We start from the raw sequence: 20852 nt of genomic DNA, 5'->3' as shown, positions 1-20852 counted from the left end.
CGATGACAACATGGGATTATGACGGACCGATCCTCGAGATCGACAAGCTCTCGATCAGCTTTTTCACGCGCCTTCGTGAAATTCCCGCCGTGATGGATTTTTCCGCGACCATTCAACCGGGCGAGGCCTTGGGCCTTGTAGGTGAATCCGGTTGCGGTAAATCCACCGTGGCGCTGGGGGTGATGCAGGATTTGGGTGTGAACGGGCGCATCGTTGGCGGCTCGATCAAGTTCAAGGGCCGCAACCTGAACGAAATGACAAGCGAGGAACTGCGCGACATTCGCGGCAGCCAGATCGCGATGATCTATCAGGAACCGATGGCATCGCTGAACCCGGCCATGCGGATCGGAAAACAGTTGATGGAAGTGCCGATGATCCACGAAGGGGTCGGCGAAAAAGAAGCCTACAAACGCGCGCTCGAGGTGGTCACCGATGTGAAGCTGCCCGACCCTGCGCGCATCCTCAATTCGTTCCCGCACCAGTTATCGGGCGGACAACAGCAGCGCATCGTCATCGCGATGGCATTGATGTCGAAACCCTCGCTGCTGATCCTGGATGAACCTACCACCGCGCTTGACGTCACGGTCGAAGCGGCTGTCGTGGAACTGGTCAAGGATCTGGGCAAGAAATACGGCACCTCGATGCTGTTTATCAGCCACAACCTGGGGCTGGTCCTGGAAACCTGCGACCGCATCTGCGTGATGTATTCCGGCGAAGCGGTCGAGCGCGGCTCGATCGAAGACGTGTTTGATGAAATGCAGCACCCCTACACGCAGGCGCTGTTCCGCTCGATTCCGCTGCCCGGTGCAGACAAGAACGCGCGCCCGCTTGTGGCGATCCCCGGCAACTTTCCCCTGCCCCATGAACGCCCTCAGGGCTGCAATTTCGGGCCGCGCTGCGACTATTTTGAAGAAGGGCGCTGTGATGCGGGCTTTATCCCGATGTCGCTGGTTGAAGGCAATGACCGCCACCAGACCCGGTGTTTGAAGTTCGAGGAGATCGACTGGAACGCGCCCATCACCGTGGCGCAGGCCAAGGAAAAAGGCGCGATCGGCAAGGTCGTCCTGTCGATGGACAACCTCAAGAAATACTACGAGGTCTCGGCCAGCGCGCTGTTTGGCGGGGCCAACAAGAAGGTGGTCAAGGCCAACGAAACCCTGTCGTTCGAGGCCCACGAAAGCGAAACCTTGGCCATTGTCGGCGAATCCGGCTGCGGTAAATCTACCTTTGCCAAGGTGCTGATGGGCCTTGAAACCGCGACCGAGGGGCGAATCCTGCTGGATAATCGCGAAATTCAGGACACCCCGATCGAGAAGCGCGACACCCGCACGGTGGCCGATGTGCAGATGGTGTTCCAGAACCCGTTTGACACGCTGAACCCGTCGATGACCGTTGGGCGCCAGATCATGCGGGCGCTGGAAATCTTTGGAATCGGCGCGAATGATCGCGAAAGACGCGACCGGATGCTGACCCTGCTGGACCTTGTGAAACTGCCCCGCGCTTTTGCCGACCGGATGCCGCGGCAACTGTCGGGCGGGCAAAAGCAGCGTGTCGGGATCGCCCGCGCCTTTGCGGGCGGTGCGCGGATCGTGGTGGCGGATGAACCTGTCAGCGCGTTGGATGTGTCCGTGCAGGCCGCCGTGACCGACCTGCTGATGGAAATCCAGCGCGAGGAGAAAACCACGCTGCTGTTCATCAGCCACGATCTGTCGATTGTGCGCTATCTGTCGGATCGCGTGATGGTGATGTATCTGGGCCATGTGGTCGAACTGGGCACCACCGATCAGGTGTTCAGCCCACCCTATCACCCCTATACCGAGGCCCTGCTATCTGCCGTGCCCATCGCCGATACAAAGGTCCAGAAAAAGCACATCGTGCTTGAGGGCGATATCCCGTCAGCCATGAACCCGCCCAGCGGTTGCCCGTTTCAGACCCGCTGCGGCTGGAAAGGCAAGGTGCCCGGCAATCGCTGCGAGATCGACGTGCCAGAGGTGCGCACGCTGGCCGAAGGTCACCAGATCAAATGCCACCTCAGCGACGAGGAACTGGCCAATATGGAACCGGTGATCAAGATCGCAGCGGAATGACAGGCGGCGGGGCGGATACCGCCCTGCACTTCATGTGATACATGAGGGTCACCTTGCAAAATATTGGTTTAATGCGAAAATCTACGCCCCGAACTGGAATGAAATGATCCGCATTTCATCCTGTTCCTGCACGATCACAAAGGTCACGGGAATCACGGCACCATCCGCGCGGGTATAGGTGCCGCTTAATCGCGCCACGCCATTCTCAACATTGCGCGCATTGAAATAGTATTCCCCGCTGTCTTCCCAGAGGCCCAGATCCTGCATCATGATCACGAATTCGGCTTCGCTGATCTGATCGCGGGTGGTCAGGGCCAATGCATCATAGGCCGCCGCCCCGTCGCCCTGGGACAGTGCCGCGCCCTGTTGCTTGACCACATCGACGTAAGGCTGGGTCAGGCGGATTGCCAGATAGACGATCCCGCCAATCAGCGCGACAAACAGCGCGATGCCCAGAAAAACATAGCGCCAGACGCCCTTCATCAGCTGCCCCAGACGACACGCACATAGTTGCGGGTCTCGCGGTAGGGTGGCACGCCGCCATAGCGCTGCACCGCCCCCGGCCCCGCGTTATAGGCTGCAAGGGCCAGCCGCCATGTCCCGAATTCCTCGTATTGCTGGCGCAGGTAGCGCGCGCCGCCGTCAAGGTTTTGATAAGGATCAAAGGGATCAACCCCCAACCGCCGCGCTGTGGCGGGCATCAATTGCGCAAGACCCAAGGCCCCCGCACGGCTGCGCGCCCGCGGATTCCAGCGGCTTTCCTGATGCACAAGACGCAGGAACAGGTCTTCGGGCACGCGATTGCGCCGCGCGGCACTGCGCGCCATATCAAGATAGGGACCGGCATAGCGCCCGTTATATTGCGGGCCGCTTCCGGCGGCTGACGGGATCTCCACGCGCGGCGGCTGCAAACGCACGGACCCGGAATATTGCGCCGCCGCGCGCCCGTCCAACACCTCGATCTGAGAGGAAAAAAGCGTTGTGCGCGACCGCGTCGACAGCGTCTCAGCCGCGAGCCCGGTGGTGAACACCGCCGTGAGCGCAAGGGCAGCCCCCGGCGCGGCAGCAACAAACTTGAACATCTCTGTCCCCCAACATCTTGCACGAAAGTTAACCCAGCGTGCGCACAATTTCCAGACTTAGATGCTTTTGCGCCGCTTTGGCATTGCGAATCTGGCCTTACGGGGGGTGATTATCCTTTCATTCACCATTCTGGGGTGATGTAAGATGCACCAGAATTATCGGATTCGTGAGGGAGACACGCACATGGCCGGATCAGTCAACAAAGTCATTCTTATCGGCAATCTGGGGCGCGACCCCGAAGTGCGGACATTCCAGAACGGTGGCAAGGTATGCAATCTGCGCATCGCCACCTCCGAGACATGGAAAGACAAGAACACCGGCGAGCGGCGCGAGAAGACTGAATGGCATTCCGTCGCTATTTTTCAGGAAGGGCTGGTGCGCATCGCCGAGCAATACCTGAAGAAAGGCTCCAAGGTTTACATCGAAGGCAAGCTGCAAACCCGCAAGTATCAGGACCAGTCCGGTGCTGATCGCTACAGCACCGAGGTGGTCTTGCAGGGCTTTGACGGCACGTTGACGATGCTGGATGGGCGCAGCGAGGGCGGCGGCGGTGGCGGCTATATGGCCGATCAATCGGGCGGCGGCTCTGGCGGCGGCGGATCGTCCTCGGGCGGCGGCTATGACAGTGGCCCATCCGGTGGCGGCGACATGGACGATGAAATCCCGTTCTAGGGCTTTGGCTTGGGTGACGCGCCCGTTGACACTGGCGGATACACAGGGCGCGCTTGCGCTTTTTGATGTGCTCACCACCGGCCCCAAGGGCGGGGATGCGCAGATGTTCGCGCGGGTCGTGTCGCATGACGGAACGACCGTGTTCGGCGTTTTGGTCGATGACACCCTACGCGCCATGTGCACGCTGCACCTTTTGCCGAGTGTGACATGAGGCGGGCGCCCATACGGTCTGATTGAAAATGTCGTGACGGCCCCGACCCACCGTTTGCGCGGGTTGGGGCGCCGCGCCATGCAGGCGGCGCTTGATCACGCTTGGGCGCAGAGGGCCTATAAGGTCATGCTGCTGACCGGCCAGAAACGCGGCGCGCGCGGGTTCTACGAGTCTGTCGGGTTTTCCTGCGACGACAAATTCGGCATGGCAATCCGGCGCGCGACCGCCCGGTAACCTGGGTCTTGACCCACCTTACCCGCGCAACACCAGCGCATCGCGCAGCACGCCCAGCACCTTGTCCTGCGGCACGTCGCTGGTCACAAAGGCCTCACCGATCCCGCGCGCAAGGATAAATCGCAGCTTGCCGTCCACGACCTTTTTGTCTTGTCCCATCAGGTCAAGAAGCCCCTGCGCATCGGGCAAATCACCTTCGATATCGGCCAGATCGACCTTCATCCCCATCGCCCGCAGATGGGCGCGCACGCGGCTTGGGTCTTCCTGACTGCAAAGCCCCATACGCGCCGAGAGTTCAAACGCCAGGGCGCAGCCAATCGCCACGCCTTCGCCGTGCAGCAAGCGGTCGCCATAGCCCGTTGCCGCCTCGAGCGCGTGGCAAAACGTATGCCCAAGGTTCAGCAATGCGCGCTCTCCCTGTTCGGTCTCGTCGCGCTGCACGATCGCGGCCTTCATTTCGCAGGACCGCTTGACCGCCTGCACCCGCGCGGCGATGTCGCCTGCCGCCAATGCCGGCCCCAGCGCCTCTAACCAGTCGAAAAAATCCGCATCCCCCAGAAGCCCGTATTTCACGACCTCGCCGTAGCCCGACAGGAAATCGCGCGGGGCCAGCGTGCCAAGGGTTTCGGTATCGGCCAGCACCAGACTGGGCTGGTGAAAGGCACCGATCAGGTTTTTGCCAAGGGGCGAATTGATGCCGGTCTTGCCGCCGACCGAACTGTCGACCTGCGCCAGCAACGACGTGGGGATTTGCACGAACCGCACGCCGCGGCGCACAACGGCGGCGGCAAAGCCCGCCAGATCGCCAATCACGCCACCGCCAAAGGCGATCACGACATCGCCGCGCTCGACCTTTTGCGCGATCAGCCATTCCACGGTGCGGCTGAACTGCTCCCAGCCTTTCGTCGCCTCGCCCGGCGGCAGGATCAGCGCCTCGGACGTGATACCCGCGGCCTGCAAACCATCCTGTAAGCTGCGCATCTGCGCGGCCGCGACGTTTTCATCTGTGACAATCACGACCCGTTTGCGGCGCAGCAGCGGCGCGATCAGATCGCCCGCTTGGGCCAGCACCCCCGGTCCGATCACGATGTCATATGCGCGGCCCGGCAGGTCCACACGGACAGTTTCACGCAATTGTGTCATGGGGCCACCTCTAAGATATCGGGCCGCGTGGCGAGCGCGTCAATCACGCGGTCGGTCATCTCGGCGATGGAATAGCTGCGCAGCGAGCGCACATGCAGGTCCGCCAGTTCGTAGACCGGTTTGCGCGCCTCATAAAGGTCCGCAAGCGTGGCGCGCGGATCGCTGGTGCGCAGCAGCGGGCGCGTGGTCTTGTGACGCACCCGGTCCCAAAGCACATCAAGATCGGCATTCAGCCAGACCGACACGCCCCGCTGTGAAATCGCCTCGCGGTTGCGCGCGGCCAGAAATGCCCCGCCCCCCGTTGACAGAACGCAAGGCGCACCACGCAGCAGGCGCGCAATCACTTCCGCTTCACGGTCACGAAAGAAGGCTTCGCCGTCACGGGCAAAAATCTCGGCGATACTGGCATTGGCCGCCGCTTCGATTTCCTGGTCGGAATCAAGAAAGGGGGCGTCAAGGCGGGCCGCCAGGGCGCGCCCGATGGCCGATTTGCCACAGCCCATCAGCCCCACCAGCACAACCGTGCGGCGCAGGTCATATCGCGGTATCCCTGTGGTCATGGCCAACCTGCCATTTCGTCCCCTGATTTTCGGCGCCATCTGTCGGCGGAGTTGTCGGCGCACTGCCGCCGAATGAAAAAATTTCCAACTGAATGGCGTGATCTTGCTCAAAAGGCCATATATAAACCCGACCAAGGTGGCAAATCAGGCCGCCATTCGGGGCAAAGGCAAAAGGATGGACCAAAGATGTGGCGTTTGATCAAGTTTTTGCTGTTTCTTGTGGTTCTGGCGGCACTGGCGCTGATCGCCTATGCTTATGTCGGCCCGATATTTTTTCCGGCCGATTTTGCAGCCCCGGTGGAAGAGGTGACAAAACCCGTCACCCTGGATGTGGATTAGGTATGCGGATTTGTGCGGCATGTGTTTTGGTTTTGGCAACCGGTTTGCCCGCAGTCGCACAAGACGATGCCCCGCTTTCGGCGATTGACTGGCTGTCGGACAGTGTGACCACCCCGGTGGTGACCGCATCGCCAGGCACGCGCCCGACCGTTACCCCCAATGAACCACCAGTGGCCGAGTCCGCGCTGACGCCCGAAGTGTCCGTATCCCGTCTCGATAGCCCGTCGCCCGACCGTGTGGGGTTGCTGTCTTCGGATGTGACAGGATTTCCCGCCGATCTGTGGCGTGGCAGCGCCGAGGATACGCTGGTGACGCTGGTGCAGGCACAGCGCGTTGACGGTCTGCCCGCGATGCAGGCGCTGTTGCGCAACCTGCTTTTGGCCGAGGGCGATGCCCCCTTGGGCGCAAGCCCCGAGGGCCGCTTGTTCATCGCCCGCGTTGACAAATTGCTTGATATGGGTGCGCTTGACCCCGCACAGGCCCTTCTTGAGGTAGCCAATCCCGACAGTCCCGCCCTGTTTCGCCGCTGGTTTGATGTCTCGCTTTTGACCGGGACCGAAGATGCGGCCTGTGCCATGATGCGCACCCGCCCCGATGTGGCCCCCACCGCGGCGGCGCGCATCTTTTGCCTTGCCCGCAACGGTGATTGGTCGGCGGCAGCCCTGACCCTGAACACCGGTCGCGCCCTTGGTGACATCGCCGAGGAGGAAGACGCGCTTTTGTCGCGATTCCTTGACCCCGATCTTTTCGAAGGCGAACCGGCCCTGCCCGCGCCCACACGCACGACCCCGCTGGTGTTTCGGATGCGCGAAGCCATCGGCGAGCCGATGACCGTGGACGGATTGCCCCGCGCCTTTGCCCATGCCGACCTGCGCTCGACCACCGGTTGGAAGGCCCAGCTTGAGGCCGCTGAACGTCTTGCCCGCACCGGTGCCATTGATCCCAACCAGGTGTTTGGCACCTATCTGGCGCGCCGCCCTGCTGCGTCGGGCGGGGTGTGGGAACGGGTCGCGGCCGTGCAACGCCTTGATCGCGCGCTGGAAAGCGGTGACGCAGAGGCCGCCGCTGCCGCCCTGCCCGCGGCCTGGGATGCCATGCTTGAGGCGCAGATCGAAACCGCCTTTGCCACGCAGTATCAGCCGCAGCTCTCGGCGATGGATTTTGACGGCGATGCCGCCCAACTGGCCACGGAGATCGGCCTGTTGTCACCAGCGTATGAATCCGTGGCCCTGGCCGCCACTCTGGCCAGCCAACGCGACATTTTCCTGCATGGTGTCGCGCGCGGCGATCTGTCTGATGTGCGCGCAGCCGGGCCGCAGCAGGCGGCCGTTTTCGCCGCCTTTAACGGCGCCCCCCCCGACCCCGATCTGATGCAGATGGCCAGCAGCGGCAAGCTGGGCGAGGCCGTGTTGCGCGCGATGGGGGCCTTTAACGAAGGGGTTGTGTCTTCGCACGCGGATGTGCGGGATGCGTTGGCGTTTCTGCGTGCGGTCGGGCTCGAGGATTTTGCCCGCCGCCTGTCGCTGGAATATCTGATCCTGACGCGCCAGTCATGACGGCCCCCGCCGATATGGCCCGCTGGGTGCAGACCTTTCTCGAGGCGCAGGCGGCCGAACTGGACGCGGCCAGCAACACCCAACTGGCCTATGCCCGCGACTTGCAGGATTTCGCGGGCTGGCTGGCGCACCGCCGGTTGGATTTCGACAAAGCCACCCAAGACCACATCGAGGGCTATCTGATTGCATGCGAGGGTCAGGGGCTGGCCAAATCGACCCGCGCGCGCCGCCTGTCGGCGATCAAGCAATTGTTCCGCTTTGCTTTTGAAGAAGGCTGGCGCAGCGACAATCCGGCGATCCAGATCAAGGGGCCGGGCCGTGACAAACGCCTGCCCAAGACCCTTGATATCGCCGAGGTGGACAGGTTGATCGCCGCCGCGCGCGACAGTGGTCGTGACACGGCCCGCAATACCTGCCTGATGGAACTGCTTTATGCCACGGGGATGCGCGTGACAGAGTTGGTGTCCCTGCCCGTCAGTGCGGCGCGCGGCAATCCGGCGATGCTGCTGGTGCGCGGCAAGGGCGACAAGGAGCGCATGGTGCCGCTGTCCCCCCCGCGCGCGCGGCGATGGCGGGTTGGTTGCGCGACTGGGACGCCGCCGCGGAAGCCGCCAAAGCCAAGGGCACGCCGCCGTCGCGGTTCCTGTTCCCGTCGCGCGGCAAGGCGGGCCATTTGACGCGCCACAGATTCTATACGCTGATCAAGGAATTGGCGGTGCGCGGCGGTGTATCTGCGGCCAAGGTCACCCCGCACACCCTACGCCATGCCTTTGCCACGCATCTGTTGGCGGGCGGCGCGGACCTGCGCGCAATCCAGACCATGCTGGGCCACGCCGATGTGGCGACCACGGAAATCTACACCCATGTGCTGGATGAACGGCTGCGCGATCTGGTCTTGACGCATCACCCGCTCGCAAAGGATGACGACGCATCTTGAAGCGCCGCCCTTGCGGCCCCATAACGTGACACATCATGTTTAGGACCTCCCATGTTAACTGACGCTGCTTTCTGGATCACCGCCGGTGCGATCCTTGTTCTTTTGGTGATGTCGGGGTTCTTTTCCGGCTCGGAAACGGCGCTGACGGCGGCATCGCGCGGCAAGCTGCGCTCGGCTGCGGGGCGTGGTGACAAGGGGGCCGAACGCGCGCTGCATATCACCGACGACAGCGAACGGCTGATCGGGTCGGTCCTGCTGGGCAACAACCTTGTGAATATTCTGGCCACATCGTTGGCCACGGCCCTGTTCACGCGGCTGTTTGGCGAAAGCGGCGTGGCGCTGGCCACACTGGTCATGACCTTGCTGGTGCTGGTCTTTGCCGAAGTTCTGCCCAAGACCTATGCGATCACCAACCCCGAACTTGCCGCCTCGCGCGTGGCCCGTCCGATCAGCGTGATCGTGATGCTGTTCGCGCCTGTGGTGGCGGCGGTGCGGGTATTGGTGCGCGGTGTCTTGCGCGTGTTTGGCGTGCAAACCGACCCCGACAGCAACATTCTGGCCGTGCGCGAGGAAATCGCAGGCGCGCTGCATCTTGGCCATTCCGAAGGGGTTGTCGAAAAAGAGGACCGCGACCGGATCTTGGGCGCGCTTGATCTGTCGGCCCGCACGGTCGAGGAAATCATGCTGCACAGGTCCGGCATCGCGATGATTGATGCAAACCTGCCCGTGATGGACATCCTGCGCCTGTCGCTGGACAGCCCGCACACCCGCCTGCCGCTCTACCGTGACGAGCCTGAAAATATCCTTGGTGTTTTGCACGCCAAAGACCTGCTGCGCGCGCTGCACAAGATGCTGGGTGACGGGCGGATCGAACCCACCGAGCTGGCCGCGTTCGACATCCTCAGCGTGGCGATGCCCGCCTATTTCGTGCCCGAAACCACCACGCTGGACGACCAGATGCGCCAGTTTCTGCGCCGCTCCACGCATTTTGCGCTGGTGGTCGATGAATATGGCACCCTGCAGGGGCTGATCACGCTCGAGGACATTCTGGAAGAAATCGTCGGCGAGATCACGGATGAATTCGACACCGACGAGGAACAGACGATCACCCGCGCTGAAGACGGCAGCTATGTTGTCGATGGCGCCATGACGATCCGCGATCTGAACCGCGCCACCGACTGGACCCTGCCCGACGACGAGGCCAACACCATCGCCGGTCTGGTGATCCACGAGGCTCAGATGATCCCGACCACGGGGCAGGTCTTCAGCTTTCACGGCTTCCGGTTCGAAGTCGTCGAAAAAGAGGAGAACCGGCTGGTAGCCCTGCGGATTCGCCCGCTTTAGGCGCCAGGCGATCCGATTGCGTTGCCCGCCAGCGCGATCATCAGCGCCCCTTGAACAGGGTGCCAAAGATCCCGCGCACGATGCGTCGCCCGGTGGTGCCTTTCAGCTCCTTGACGACAACATTTGCGATCGCTTCGCCAAAGCCTTCGGATTTGCGGCGGCCGCGCGAGGTGGAGCGTTCGACCTTTTCACCACTGTAGCGGCGCGCGGCCTTGAATTCGCGCTCCTTTTCTTCCAGCGCGGCCTCCTCGGCTTCGGCCTTTTCGGCGGCGGCGGCGGCGGTTTCGGCCCGTTTGGCCAGCATTTCGGCGGCTGAATCACGGTCCAGCCGTTCATCGTATTTACCGGCCATCGGCGAGGCGGCCATGATCGCGGCGCGTTCGGCCACGGTGATCGGCCCTAGTTGCGACGACGGCGGGCGGATCAGCGTGCGCTGCACGATCCCCGGCACGCCCTTGTTTTCCAGCATCGATGTGATCGCTTCGCCGGTGCCCACATCGCGGATCGTGTCGGCGGTATCAAAGGCGGGATTGGGGCGGTATGTGTCGGCCGCCTGACGCAGGGCTTTTTGATCGTTGGCGGTAAAGGCGCGCAGGGCGTGCTGCACCCGGTTGCCAAGCTGGCCCAGCACATCCTCGGGCACATCGGCAGGGTTCTGGGTGATGAAAAACACACCCACCCCCTTGGATCGGATCAGCCGCGCGACCTGTTCCACCTTGTCCACCAGCGCCTTGGGCGCATCGTCAAACAGCAAGTGGGCTTCATCGAAAAAGAACACCAGCTTGGGTTTGTCGGGGTTGCCGACCTCGGGCAGTTCCTCGAACAGTTCGCTCAGCAACCACAGCAGGAAGGTCGCATAAAGGCGCGGGCTCCCCATCAGCCGATCGGCGGCCAAAATGTTGATATCGCCCCGCCCGTCCGCGCCCACGCGCATCATATCGGCAAGGTCCAGCGCCGGTTCGCCGAACAATTGCGCGCCGTTCTGGTTTTCCAACACCAAAAGCGCGCGCTGGATCGCGCCCACGGATGACGCGGCCACATTGCCATAGCGCAGGGACAAGTCCCGGGCGTTTTGCCCGACCCAGACCAGCAGCGCCTGTAGATCCTCAAGATCAAGCAGCGGCAGCCCTTCTTCATCGGCCACGCGGAACGCAACGTTCAGCACGCCCTCCTGCGCCTCGGTCAGTTCCAGCAGGCGCGACAGCAACAGCGGCCCCATTTCCGCAACCGTGGCGCGGATCGGGTGGCCCTGTTCGCCCAGCAAGTCCCAGAACGTGACCGGAAACCGGTCATATTGCAGATCAAGGCCGATGGTCGCTGCGCGCTTCATGAAAGGGTCGTGCAGCTTGAAATCGACGCTGCCGGACTTGGCAAGACCCGACAGATCGCCTTTGACGTCCGACAGGAACACCGGAACCCCGGCGGCCGAAAACCCTTCGGCGAGAATTTGCAGCGTGACGGTCTTGCCGGTGCCCGTGGCCCCAGCGATCAACCCGTGGCGATTGGCATAGCCCAGCAAAAGGTTCTGCGCCTGCGCATACTCGGCCCCACCGCCGCCAATGAAAATTCCGTCACTCATCCCTGATCCTGCCCTTTGTTGCCTGTGCCCGCGAGAAAACTCTCGCGGCAAAATACATTCTTAACCATTCCATGCCAGTCTAAACATGCCCGCGTCCCAATGTCCTCCGGGAAACGGGCTGGCAACCTCCCTGTCAGACTTGCCGCGCCTTCGGGCGCGGTTTTTTTAATGAACTGACCGGTTTAGCAAGCGATTGACACATAAATTTTACAGTTGACGGCAGATTTCGCTTTGCGTAGCGTTCGCGCAGCAAGTCGGCCAAGTCCGATAGGGAGAATGGAAAAAGGGTGCGCGTCTGCGGCCCTTTTTCTCGTTTTGGGGCAAGGATTTGTGATCGGCAATCCCTTGCCAGCCCCGGATTTCCCGCTGACATACCGCCGGACCCATGTTAACTGGACCCAACAACAACCGAGTGGACCAAATTATGCGTAATTCATTGATGCCCCTGACCCTGGCCCTGCTGATGGCGCTGGCCGCCCCCCTTGCGGCGCAGGAAACGACCGAGGACGCCCCCGCCGATCCATCCGCGTTCGATATGGGCACACCCGTGCCCGCCGACCAACTGCAGCCCGGTCAGCCGTTTGTCGCGGCTGTGTTCGACGACTGGTCGCTGCGCTGCGTGAATAACCCGGACGGGGCCGATCTTTGCACGCTTTACCAACTGCTGAAAGATCAGGATGACAATTCGGTTGCTGAAATCGGTCTGATCCCCCTGCCCGAGGGCGGGGAAGCGGCCGCTGGTGCCACGATCGTCGCACCGATGGAAACGCTGCTGACGGCCAATCTGCGCATGTCGATCGACGGTGGTGAGGCGCGCATGTATCCCTTTACCTACTGTTCGGAACGTCCCGCGTCGCCGATGCTGTCCTCGGGCTGCATTTCGCGGATCGGCTTTACGGCCGCCGATATCGCCCAGTTCAAGGCGGGTGGTGCGGCAAAGCTGGTGATCGTCCCCGCAGTCGCCCCCGATCAACGGGTCGAGCTGACAATTTCACTGATCGGCTTTACGGCTGCGATGGATGCGGCCATTTCCGGTGCAACGGACGGCGCGACAGCAGCGCCAGCCGAGTAGCCAGATAAAGTTACACACAATCAGGCGCCGCCCCGCCCCGGGGCGGCGTTACGCCTTGCGCAGGGCAATCACCGCATTCAGCCCGCCAAAGGCAAAGGCGTTGGACAGCACCACATCAACCGATGCGTCCCGCGCAACATTGGGCACAACGTCAAGCGCGCATTCGGGATCCGGCTCTTCATAGCCGATGGTGGGCGCAATTACCCCGTCCCGCAGCGCCATGATACAGGCCAGCAATTCCACCGCCCCCGTGCCGCCAATCAGGTGGCCGTGCATGGATTTCGTGCTTGATATCATCAGCTTGTCGGCATGTGGGCCGAACACATCAGCCACCGCAGCGCTTTCGGTCTTGTCGTTGGCGGCCGTGCCGGTGCCGTGGGCGTTGATATAGCCGACCGCGTCGCGGTTCACGCCAGCGTCGCGCAAAGCGCCCGCGATTGCGCGCGCCGCCCCCTGTTTCGAGGGCATCACAATATCAGCCGCGTCCGAGGTCATGGCAAAACCGACGACTTCGGCCAGAATATCCGCGCCGCGCGCCATTGCGTGATCGCGCTCCTCGAAGACGAACACGCCCGCGCCCTCGCCCTGCACCATGCCGTTGCGGGTGGCCGAAAACGGACGGCAGGCATCCTTGGACATCACCCGCAGACCTTCCCAGGCCTTGACCCCGCCAAAGCACAGCATCGCTTCGGAGCCGCCGGTGATCATGGCCGTGGCAAGCCCCGTGCGGATCATTTGAAACGCCTGTCCCATCGCGTGATTTGACGATGCACAGGCCGTGGACACCGTAAAAGACGGGCCGCGCAGGTTGTATTGCATCGCCACATGGCTGACGGCGGCGTTGTTCATCAGCTTTGGCACGATGAACGGGTGCACGCGGTTTTTGCCTTCTTCATAGACCGCGCGATAGTTATCGTCCTGCGTATTGAGCCCGCCGCCCGAATTGCCAAGGATCACACCCGAACGATCCGCCAACTGTCCCGTAAATGTCAGCCCCGCCTGCTCCAACGCCTGCGCGGCGGCCAGCAGGGTAAACTGGGTAAAGCGGTCATACAGGGCGATTTGCTGGCGGTTGAAATGCGCGTCCTCGACATAGTCGCGCACCTGTCCGCCAATTTTCACCGCCAGCCGATCGACATCGCGAATATCAAGCGGGCCAATGCCACAGCGCCCTTCGGCCATTGCCGCGAGTGTGCTGGCCACATCATGCCCCAGCGCGTTGATCGTGCCAGCCCCGGTGATGACAACCCGCTGCGCCATCGCCTAGGACTGGTCCTTCACAAGGGTTTCGACCGCGGCGATGATCGCCGCCACCGACGAGATGTCGAAATCGCTTTCGCTGGGATCGTTGGCGTTGAACGGCACGTTGATATCAAAGGCTTCTTCGATCGCGAAAATGCTTTCGACCAGCCCAAGACTGTCGATCCCGAGATCGGCCAGCGTGTGTTCCGGCTTGACGTCGCCTGGTTCGATCAAGGCCTGTTCGGCCAGAATACGTGTCACATTCTGTGCGATGGTCATCCGCGACCCCCCAAAACAAGTTGCAGGTGATGTAGTCACTCTGCCGATCTATTGAAACAGCTATTTGCCACTGTCGGGTTTGCGCGTCAGGCGGCGCAGCGCCTTGTAGCTGGCAATGCTTTGATCCATGCGTTGCGCAGGATAGCCCAGCAAGACCTTGCCTGCAGGCACATTGGACAGGATCATCGTGCCCGCCCCCGTCACCACATCATCGCCGATGGTGTGGTGATCACCGACACCGGTTTGCCCTGCCAGCACCACGCGATTGCCGATCACCACCGATCCGGCGATGCCCGTCTGACCGCAAAGCAGGCAATCCTCGCCCACCGTGACGTTGTGACCGATATGCACAAGGTTGTCGATCTTGGTGCCGCGGCCGATGCGGGTGGCGCGGATGGTGCCCGCGTCAATCGTGCTGTTGGCGCCGATTTCGACATCATCGCCAATCTCGACCCCGCCCAGGGAATGGATCTTGTGCCATGCGGCGTGTTCGGACGGGGTCAGCCTTGCGCTGCCGCCCGTGGCCTTGGCCTGTTCCGGCCCAGACAGGCCTTCGGTCACAAAGGAAAACCCGTCAGCGCCGATCACGGCACCCGACTGGATCGTGACGCCTGTGCCAATGGTCACGCCCGCGCCGATCCGCACACCGGCATGGATCGTCGCGTTTTCACCGATCACGGTGCCGACGCCGATGCTGACATGGCTGGCGATCCGCGCACCTGCATCAATGCGCGCGCCTGCGGCGATATGGGTAAAGGGGCCGATACTGCAATGCGCCCCGATCCAGGCACCATCGGTGACGGAACTGGGGTGAATATCACCAAGGGCGGGAAATGCGGGCTGCGCATCAAGCATCCGGGTCAGCCCGGCCATCGCCAGACGCCCACGCGGGGCGATGATCGCCGCCTGTAGCCCCGCCGCCTGCCAATCCGTATCGGCAGTGATCACCGCCGCGCGGGCGTCCCCCGATGCCAGATCGCCGACAAAGGCAGGGGATAACGCAAGCGCCAGATCGTCAGGCCCGGCAGTGGCGGGTTCCGCAGCGCCGGTGATGGAAATGGACAGATCGCCATAGGCTTGCGCCCCCAACGCCGCCGCAATCTGTTCAACTGTGTAGCTCATGGATGGCCCTCCGCGGTGGAGGCTTAGCCGCCAATTGCGCGAACAGCAACGCCTTGTGCCGCCAGCGCATCCCAGATCCGCGCATCACGATCATAGATATCGGGGCGAAAGTTCAATTCTCCGGTGACGGTGGTAAAGGCCGTGCGGTAAACAATATGCACCGGCACCGGATCGTCCAGATCAACGCGGGTTTCCACACCGGTGCGCAGACGTGCCTGAAAGAACGCCTCGGGGTCGGCCGTCTGGCGGGCCAGCAGCGTGTAGGCAAAATCAAAAGGGTCATTCAGGCGCACACAGCCGTGGCTGAAGGCGCGCACCTGCCGCGCAAACAGGCTTTGTGCCGGGGTGTCGTGCAGGTAGATGTTATAGGGGTTCGGGAACATGAACTTGACCTGGCCCAGAGCATTACCGGCGCTGGGGGGTTCGCGCATGGAAAACGGAAAGGTGCTTGCGGTATACTGCGCGAAATTCGCGGCACTCCGGTTCACAACCCGACCATTGCTGTCGGTGATTTCGATATGGCTGACGGCACCGGGGTTGCGTTGCAGCATCGGCAGGTATTCGTTCACCGCGATGGACCGGGGCACATACCAGCTTGGGTTGATCACCATGAATTCCATCAGATCGGAAAATTCTGGGGTTTGACGGTCACGTGGGGTGGCACCGACCACGGAACGGGTTTCAAAAGTCACCCGGTCATTATCGACGATCCGCGCCGTGAAATCGGTCAGATTGACCCAGATGTGGCGGCTTCCGCGCGGGCGGTTCAGCCAGCGTTCACGCTCCATCGCGACGATCACCTGTTCCAGGCGGTTCGCCAGCGGCACATTCAACGCGCGCAGCGTGGCCGCGCCCGCCACGCCATCGGCCTCGAGGCCATGCGCCTGCTGGAACCGCTGCACGGCAAGCTGGATGCTGGCGTCATAGGACTGGGTCGCGCTGCGTTCCATGAACCCCATCAAAATCAGCCGATTACGCAGGTTCACGACCGGTTGGCCCGTTGCACCGGGCGCCAGCGAGTCAGCCGATATGGTCGGCCCATAACCGCCCTGCGCCAGCAGCCGTTCTAGGCGCAGTTTTTCGCGCATCAGGCGCGTGTATTCAGGCGCGGACGGGGCCAGCGCGCGCAGGAAGGCAGCGGGCGAGGACTGTTCAAACGCCGTCAATGTCTCAAGGCGCGACCGATACGGCACCTCGCGTTTGATCTGCGCGATGACCTGCCCCGGCACCAGCACACCGGTCTCGATGTCGCGGGCATATTGCAGGAACAGGCGGCTCAGTTCGACTTCGATGCGGCCCTGCGCGGCGGGGGTGGTGGCGCCGCGCAGTTGCACCATGACAGCCTCGGGGTCATAGCGCCCAGCAGGAAGCCCGTGACTGCCCGCCTCGCTGAACGCAGCCAGCAGCGCGGTGCGCCGCGCCAGGTCGCGCCCCGAGGAGCCCGTCCAGATACCTTCAAAGGCGCGTGCACGGTAAAATTCGGCCAGCGCCTCGTCGCGGGCGGCGGATTCTGCAACGGCCTGACGGAAGGCCGTCACCTGAGCGGTGACCTGCCTGGCGGGAAGGAGCAGCGCAAAAGCCAATGCCACCACGGTCAAGCTGCGAAATATCGGTATGCGGACAGCGGGCATCATCATGGTGCAAGTTCCTTGTTTTTTTGGGCCCGATACGAACCACCGTGCCGGACCACCGGGTTGGGCGGCACCGGTCCCGATTGTAGCCGCAATCGCGGCTGACCGCCAATGGCCGCCGTTGCGCCACGGTCACGCTTGCGCATTTTCGTGACAAATCGGCAAATCTGCACATTTTGCGCAAAATTTCGCCGATTTCCCCTTCCTTAATGCGCAAACCCTAAAACTGGCTTGGTCTGCGATTCGACTTGTGGCATAGAAGCGGGGCATCTGGGGATGAGATGACAATCGGTTCGTAACAAAACGAACCACGAGGTAAGCGACGGGACAGGCGCAATTATGATGAATGAACGCTCTTCGGGCATGACCCGGCGCGCCCTACTGGGTGCATTCGCGGCAACCACCCTTGTAGCCGCACCGACTTATTCAAGCGCAGCAGGATTTTTACGCGGTGCGGGCGATGTGCGCCGCATGCGCATGTATTCCGGTCGCACCGGCGAACGCATTGACACGATCTACTGGATCGAAGGGCAATACATTCGCGAAGCTGTCGAAGAGATTAACATTTTCATGCGCGACTGGCGCAACGGTCAGCGCCGCGATATCGACACCCGCACGCTTGATATCATGGCCGCGACCCACAACCTACTGGACGTAAACGAGCCTTATATGCTGATTTCCGGTTATCGGTCGCCGCAAACCAACGCGATGCTGCGCGCGCAGTCCTCGGGCGTTGCCCGCAATTCACTGCACCTGCGTGGTCAGGCCGCTGACCTGCGTCTCTCAAGTCGCTCTGTCGGGCAAATCGCCCGCGCTGCCGCCTCGACGCGCGCAGGCGGCGTGGGCCGCTATTCCGGCTCTAATTTCGTGCACATGGACTGTGGTCAGGTGCGCAGCTGGGGTAGCTGACTTTCCCTACATCGGCAACAATATGAACCCGCGCAGCCAACTGTGCGGGTTACGTGCTTATTAACCCTGTCTTTATGAAAAGAATTTGACCTATGGCGGGTCCAGACGCGATCCTCGTGCGGGGGGAATATCTGTGGGCTGTGGGTATGCCAATTCTAACTGACGCCGAATCGCAAATTCGCCTTACAGAGGCGAATTACGGGGACGGACTCGGCACGCTTGCGGGCGATCTGGACCCGGTGGCGATTTCGCAGCTTCTGTTCGATCAGGACGGCGATATGGCCAATGGCGCTGGTCTGTCGAATATGTTTACGATCTGGGGTCAGTTTATTGACCACGATCTGGCGCTGACCCCCGAAGGCAATGGCGAAATGATGACGGCCGAGGGTCTGGTCGCGCCGGTGCCACGTTCTGCCTTTGCCGGGGGCACGGACGATCCGCGCGTGCCGCTCAACACGATCACATGGCAGCTTGATGGTAGCCAGATCTACGGCTCATCGGCCGCGCGAAACGAGGATGTGCGCAGCTTCGAGGGGGGCAAGCTCAAGCTGTCGTTCGATAATTCCTCTGACAACGGTCTGCTGCCCAAGGCCACGCCACAGACGGAGATGGCGGGCGATATCACGTCAGATGATCCGGTCTATCTGGCGGGCGATGTGCGCGCGAATGAAAACCCCAACCTGCTGTCGCTACAAACGATGATGGCGCGCGAACACAATTACTGGGCCGAGCAATTGGCACAGGCCCATCCCGACTGGGATGACCAACAATTGTTCAAAGGCGCACGCAGCATCGTCGAATTTGAAATCCAGAAGGTGACCTATGATCAATGGTTGCCACATCTGGTGGGCGACGCGGTTCCCGAAGATTATGACTACGACCCCGAGGCAGATGGCCAGATCAGCGTCGAATTTTCCACCGCCGCCTTTCGCTTTGGCCACACCATGATTTCATCGGTGCTGGACCGTCTGGACGATGATGGCACGCAGGCGACAGGTGGATCGCCGGGCCTGATGGAGGCGTTTTTTGATCACGGAATCGTCGAGGATGGCGGCATTGATCCGCTGATCCGTGGAATGCTGGGCAACACGACCCAGGAACTTGATACGCAAGTCGTTGATGATCTGAATTTTTTTCTTGAAACACCGACCGGAGTCAGCGGCTTTTCCCTTGTGGCGCTGAACCTGCTGCGCGGTCAGGACCACGGCCTGCAAAACTATGTAGATACGCGCGCGGCCCTGTTGGGGGATATCGCCCCCGATACGTTGGACCCGGATGATTTCAGCATCATCACCGCCGATCCTGCCCTTCAGGCGCAATTTGCCAGTGTGTTCGACAGCGTTCAGGATGTTCCCCTTTGGGTTGGGGGCTTGGCCGAAGACGCGGTTGAGGGTGCGCAGCTTGGCCCGCTTTTCACCTATATCGTCGCCGAGCAGTTCATTCGCACCCGCGCAGCCGATGAAACCTTTGGTCAGCTTGATCCCGCCTTAGGCCCCGAGATCATCGCCCAGGTCATAGCCGGTGGGCTGGCTGATATCATCGAACGCACGACCGATGTGGACATGGTGCAGGACGACCCCTTTGTCGCCGCCGCCCGCGATCTGGATGTGGCCAAGGCCCCCGCAGGCACATGGGGGGCCGATCAGATGGATCTGGTTGCGCAAGACATCAACGACAGCGTCCGTAGCCACAAGGGCGACGACAGCGTCGATCTGTCCGGCGGCACGCAGCTGCGCGGCGATCTGATTACCGGCCGGGGCGGCGATACCGTGACGGCCAGCAGCGGCGATATCCACGGTGACATTCGCACAGGCGACGGCGACGACAGGGTCACGCTGACCGGCACGGCCCGCGTGGGAGGTAATATCCGCACAGGCGCGGGCAATGACGTCGTGACCCTGTCCGATATGGCCGGCGTCGCCCGGGATATCATCACCGGTGCCGGGGCCGATACGGTCACGCTTACGGGGCGCGCAACCGTGGGCGATGATATCCGCACGGGCGGTGGCGACGACACCGTCAAGATCGCGGTCGGGGCCAGCGTGGATGGTGCGGTGCGTCTGGGCGGCGGTGACGATACGCTTACCCTCGCGGCCGGGGCGCAGGTTGGCAAAATCAGCGGCGGCGCGGGTCAGGATACCCTTGGCATGACAGGCGGGCGATTCCGCGTTGACTGGGGCAATGGCGGCCCCGAGGGCGGCAATGGCACGATCGTCTACCTGAACGCGGACGGCACGGAAACCGGCGAAACCACGGCGTTTCGCAGCATCGAGATGGTCACCTGTTTCACGCCGACGACGCGGATCATCGCCGCTGGTGGCATCCGCCAGATCGAAGGGTTGCAGATCGGTGATCAGGTCTGGACGCTGGACGCGGGCCTGCAACCGATCCGCTGGATCGGCCAGGTTACAGTGCCCGCAAACGGCCCGTTCACGCCGATCCGTATCGCCGCCGGGGCGCTGGGCAATAGCCGCGATCTGACTGTCTCACCGCAGCACCGGATGATGCTGGAGGGCTGGCAGGTGGAACTGCACTGCGGCGCAGGCGAGGTTCTGGCCCCCGCCAAGGGGTTGGTCAATGATACCACGATCCGCCCGGCCCCTGCCGATATGGTGACCTATATTCACCTGATGTTTGACAGCCACCAGATTGTCATGGCCGAAGGCATCCCATCGGAAAGCTTCCACCCCGGCCAACAGGCCTTGTCGGCGATGGATCACACGACCCGCGCCGAAGTTCTGGCGCTGTTCCCCGAACTGGCCGACAACCCCGCCGGTTACGGCCCGAGCGCGCGCATGGGGGTCACGGTGCGCGAGGCGCAGGTGTTGCGGGAGTGATTACGCCCGGAATCA

Annotated in this window: 19 protein-coding genes and 1 pseudogene; 11 read left to right on the top strand and 9 right to left on the bottom strand. The window is 62.2% G+C overall.

The annotated features are described in order from the left end of the window. Positions 1-2 precede the first annotated feature (2 nt). A complete protein-coding gene (locus FTO60_RS07180) occupies positions 3-2087 on the top strand; it encodes an ABC transporter ATP-binding protein (RefSeq protein WP_148055317.1) in 2085 nt (694 codons plus the stop codon). 81 nt (positions 2088-2168) lie between these two features. Here FTO60_RS07180 and FTO60_RS07175 read toward each other — a convergent pair whose 3' ends face one another. Both FTO60_RS07175 and FTO60_RS07170 read right to left on the bottom strand, forming a co-directional pair. After that, positions 2169-2570 carry a hypothetical protein gene (locus FTO60_RS07175; RefSeq protein WP_148055316.1) on the bottom strand — a complete coding sequence of 134 codons (402 nt, stop codon included), beginning with the start codon at positions 2568-2570 and terminating at the stop codon, positions 2169-2171. Continuing rightward, the gene (locus FTO60_RS07170) at positions 2570-3169 is read right to left on the bottom strand and encodes a lytic transglycosylase domain-containing protein (RefSeq protein ID WP_148055315.1); all 600 of its coding nucleotides are present in this window, start codon (positions 3167-3169) and stop codon (positions 2570-2572) included. The genes FTO60_RS07175 and FTO60_RS07170 overlap by 1 nt, the downstream gene beginning before the upstream one ends. A gap of 184 nt (positions 3170-3353) precedes the next feature. Between FTO60_RS07170 and FTO60_RS07165 the strand changes: the two genes are divergently transcribed. From FTO60_RS07165 to FTO60_RS07155, 3 genes are read left to right on the top strand one after another with little or no spacing between them, the layout of a single operon-like run. Further along, positions 3354-3842 carry a single-stranded DNA-binding protein gene (locus FTO60_RS07165; RefSeq protein WP_148055314.1) on the top strand — a complete coding sequence of 163 codons (489 nt, stop codon included), beginning with the start codon at positions 3354-3356 and terminating at the stop codon, positions 3840-3842. Next, positions 3826-4053 (top strand): hypothetical protein, encoded by a 228-nt coding sequence (locus FTO60_RS07160; RefSeq protein WP_148055313.1) that lies wholly within the window; start codon positions 3826-3828, stop codon positions 4051-4053. The genes FTO60_RS07165 and FTO60_RS07160 overlap by 17 nt, the downstream gene beginning before the upstream one ends. Before the next feature lie 18 nt (positions 4054-4071). Beyond that, a complete protein-coding gene (locus tag FTO60_RS07155; protein ID WP_148055312.1) occupies positions 4072-4287 on the top strand; it encodes an N-acetyltransferase in 216 nt (71 codons plus the stop codon). 18 nt (positions 4288-4305) lie between these two features. Here the strand turns inward: FTO60_RS07155 and aroB are convergent, their stop codons facing one another. Both aroB and FTO60_RS07145 read right to left on the bottom strand, forming a co-directional pair. Then, on the bottom strand, positions 4306-5430 hold the full coding sequence (gene aroB / locus FTO60_RS07150) for a 3-dehydroquinate synthase (RefSeq protein WP_148055311.1): 1125 nt from the start codon (positions 5428-5430) through the stop codon (positions 4306-4308). After that, entirely contained in the window at positions 5427-5990 is a 564-nt protein-coding gene (locus tag FTO60_RS07145) for a shikimate kinase (RefSeq protein ID WP_148055310.1), read from the bottom strand. The genes aroB and FTO60_RS07145 overlap by 4 nt, the downstream gene beginning before the upstream one ends. 186 nt (positions 5991-6176) lie before the next feature. Between FTO60_RS07145 and FTO60_RS17645 the strand changes: the two genes are divergently transcribed. The 4 genes and pseudogenes from FTO60_RS17645 (at position 6177) to FTO60_RS07130 (ending at position 10166) form a co-directional block, all read left to right on the top strand. Further along, positions 6177-6329, top strand: a complete 153-nt coding sequence (locus FTO60_RS17645) for a hypothetical protein (RefSeq protein WP_172623831.1) — start codon at positions 6177-6179, stop codon at positions 6327-6329. A 2-nt stretch (positions 6330-6331) separates the two neighbouring features. Then, a complete protein-coding gene (locus FTO60_RS07140; RefSeq protein WP_148055309.1) occupies positions 6332-7885 on the top strand; it encodes a hypothetical protein in 1554 nt (517 codons plus the stop codon). Beyond that, positions 7882-8822: pseudogene (locus FTO60_RS07135) on the top strand (site-specific tyrosine recombinase XerD). The gene FTO60_RS07140 and the pseudogene FTO60_RS07135 overlap by 4 nt, the downstream one beginning before the upstream one ends. Before the next feature lie 51 nt (positions 8823-8873). Beyond that, on the top strand, positions 8874-10166 hold the full coding sequence (locus FTO60_RS07130) for an HlyC/CorC family transporter (RefSeq protein ID WP_148055308.1): 1293 nt from the start codon (positions 8874-8876) through the stop codon (positions 10164-10166). A 40-nt stretch (positions 10167-10206) separates the two neighbouring features. Here the strand turns inward: FTO60_RS07130 and FTO60_RS07125 are convergent, their stop codons facing one another. Continuing rightward, positions 10207-11745: a helicase HerA-like domain-containing protein gene (locus FTO60_RS07125; RefSeq protein ID WP_148055307.1), complete on the bottom strand. Its 1539-nt coding sequence runs from the start codon at positions 11743-11745 to the stop codon at positions 10207-10209. 424 nt (positions 11746-12169) lie between these two features. On the opposite strand from FTO60_RS07125, the gene FTO60_RS07120 reads away from it, so the two are divergent. Beyond that, positions 12170-12817 carry an invasion associated locus B family protein gene (locus FTO60_RS07120; RefSeq protein ID WP_148055306.1) on the top strand — a complete coding sequence of 216 codons (648 nt, stop codon included), beginning with the start codon at positions 12170-12172 and terminating at the stop codon, positions 12815-12817. Between the two features lie 48 nt (positions 12818-12865). On the opposite strand, the gene FTO60_RS07115 is transcribed toward FTO60_RS07120, so the two are convergent. From FTO60_RS07115 to FTO60_RS07100, 4 genes are read right to left on the bottom strand one after another with little or no spacing between them, the layout of a single operon-like run. Beyond that, positions 12866-14077 (bottom strand): beta-ketoacyl synthase, encoded by a 1212-nt coding sequence (locus FTO60_RS07115; protein ID WP_148055305.1) that lies wholly within the window; start codon positions 14075-14077, stop codon positions 12866-12868. Positions 14078-14080: 3 nt separating this feature from the next. Further along, on the bottom strand, positions 14081-14338 hold the full coding sequence (locus FTO60_RS07110; RefSeq protein ID WP_148055304.1) for an acyl carrier protein: 258 nt from the start codon (positions 14336-14338) through the stop codon (positions 14081-14083). 60 nt (positions 14339-14398) lie between these two features. Further along, a complete protein-coding gene (locus FTO60_RS07105; protein WP_148055303.1) occupies positions 14399-15460 on the bottom strand; it encodes a UDP-3-O-(3-hydroxymyristoyl)glucosamine N-acyltransferase in 1062 nt (353 codons plus the stop codon). A 23-nt stretch (positions 15461-15483) separates the two neighbouring features. Next, positions 15484-17094, bottom strand: a complete 1611-nt coding sequence (locus FTO60_RS07100) for a murein L,D-transpeptidase (protein ID WP_148057083.1) — start codon at positions 17092-17094, stop codon at positions 15484-15486. Between the two features lie 336 nt (positions 17095-17430). On the opposite strand from FTO60_RS07100, the gene FTO60_RS07095 reads away from it, so the two are divergent. Further along, positions 17431-18000: a DUF882 domain-containing protein gene (locus FTO60_RS07095; RefSeq protein ID WP_148055302.1), complete on the top strand. Its 570-nt coding sequence runs from the start codon at positions 17431-17433 to the stop codon at positions 17998-18000. A 146-nt stretch (positions 18001-18146) separates the two neighbouring features. After that, positions 18147-20837, top strand: coding sequence for a peroxidase family protein (locus tag FTO60_RS07090; protein WP_172623828.1), 2691 nt, complete (start codon positions 18147-18149; stop codon positions 20835-20837). Positions 20838-20852: the final 15 nt, after the last annotated feature.

The sequence above is a fragment of the Octadecabacter sp. SW4 genome (assembly GCF_008065155.1).
Lineage (GTDB): Bacteria > Pseudomonadota > Alphaproteobacteria > Rhodobacterales > Rhodobacteraceae > SW4.
This window is presented reverse-complemented; position numbering and strand designations above follow the sequence as displayed.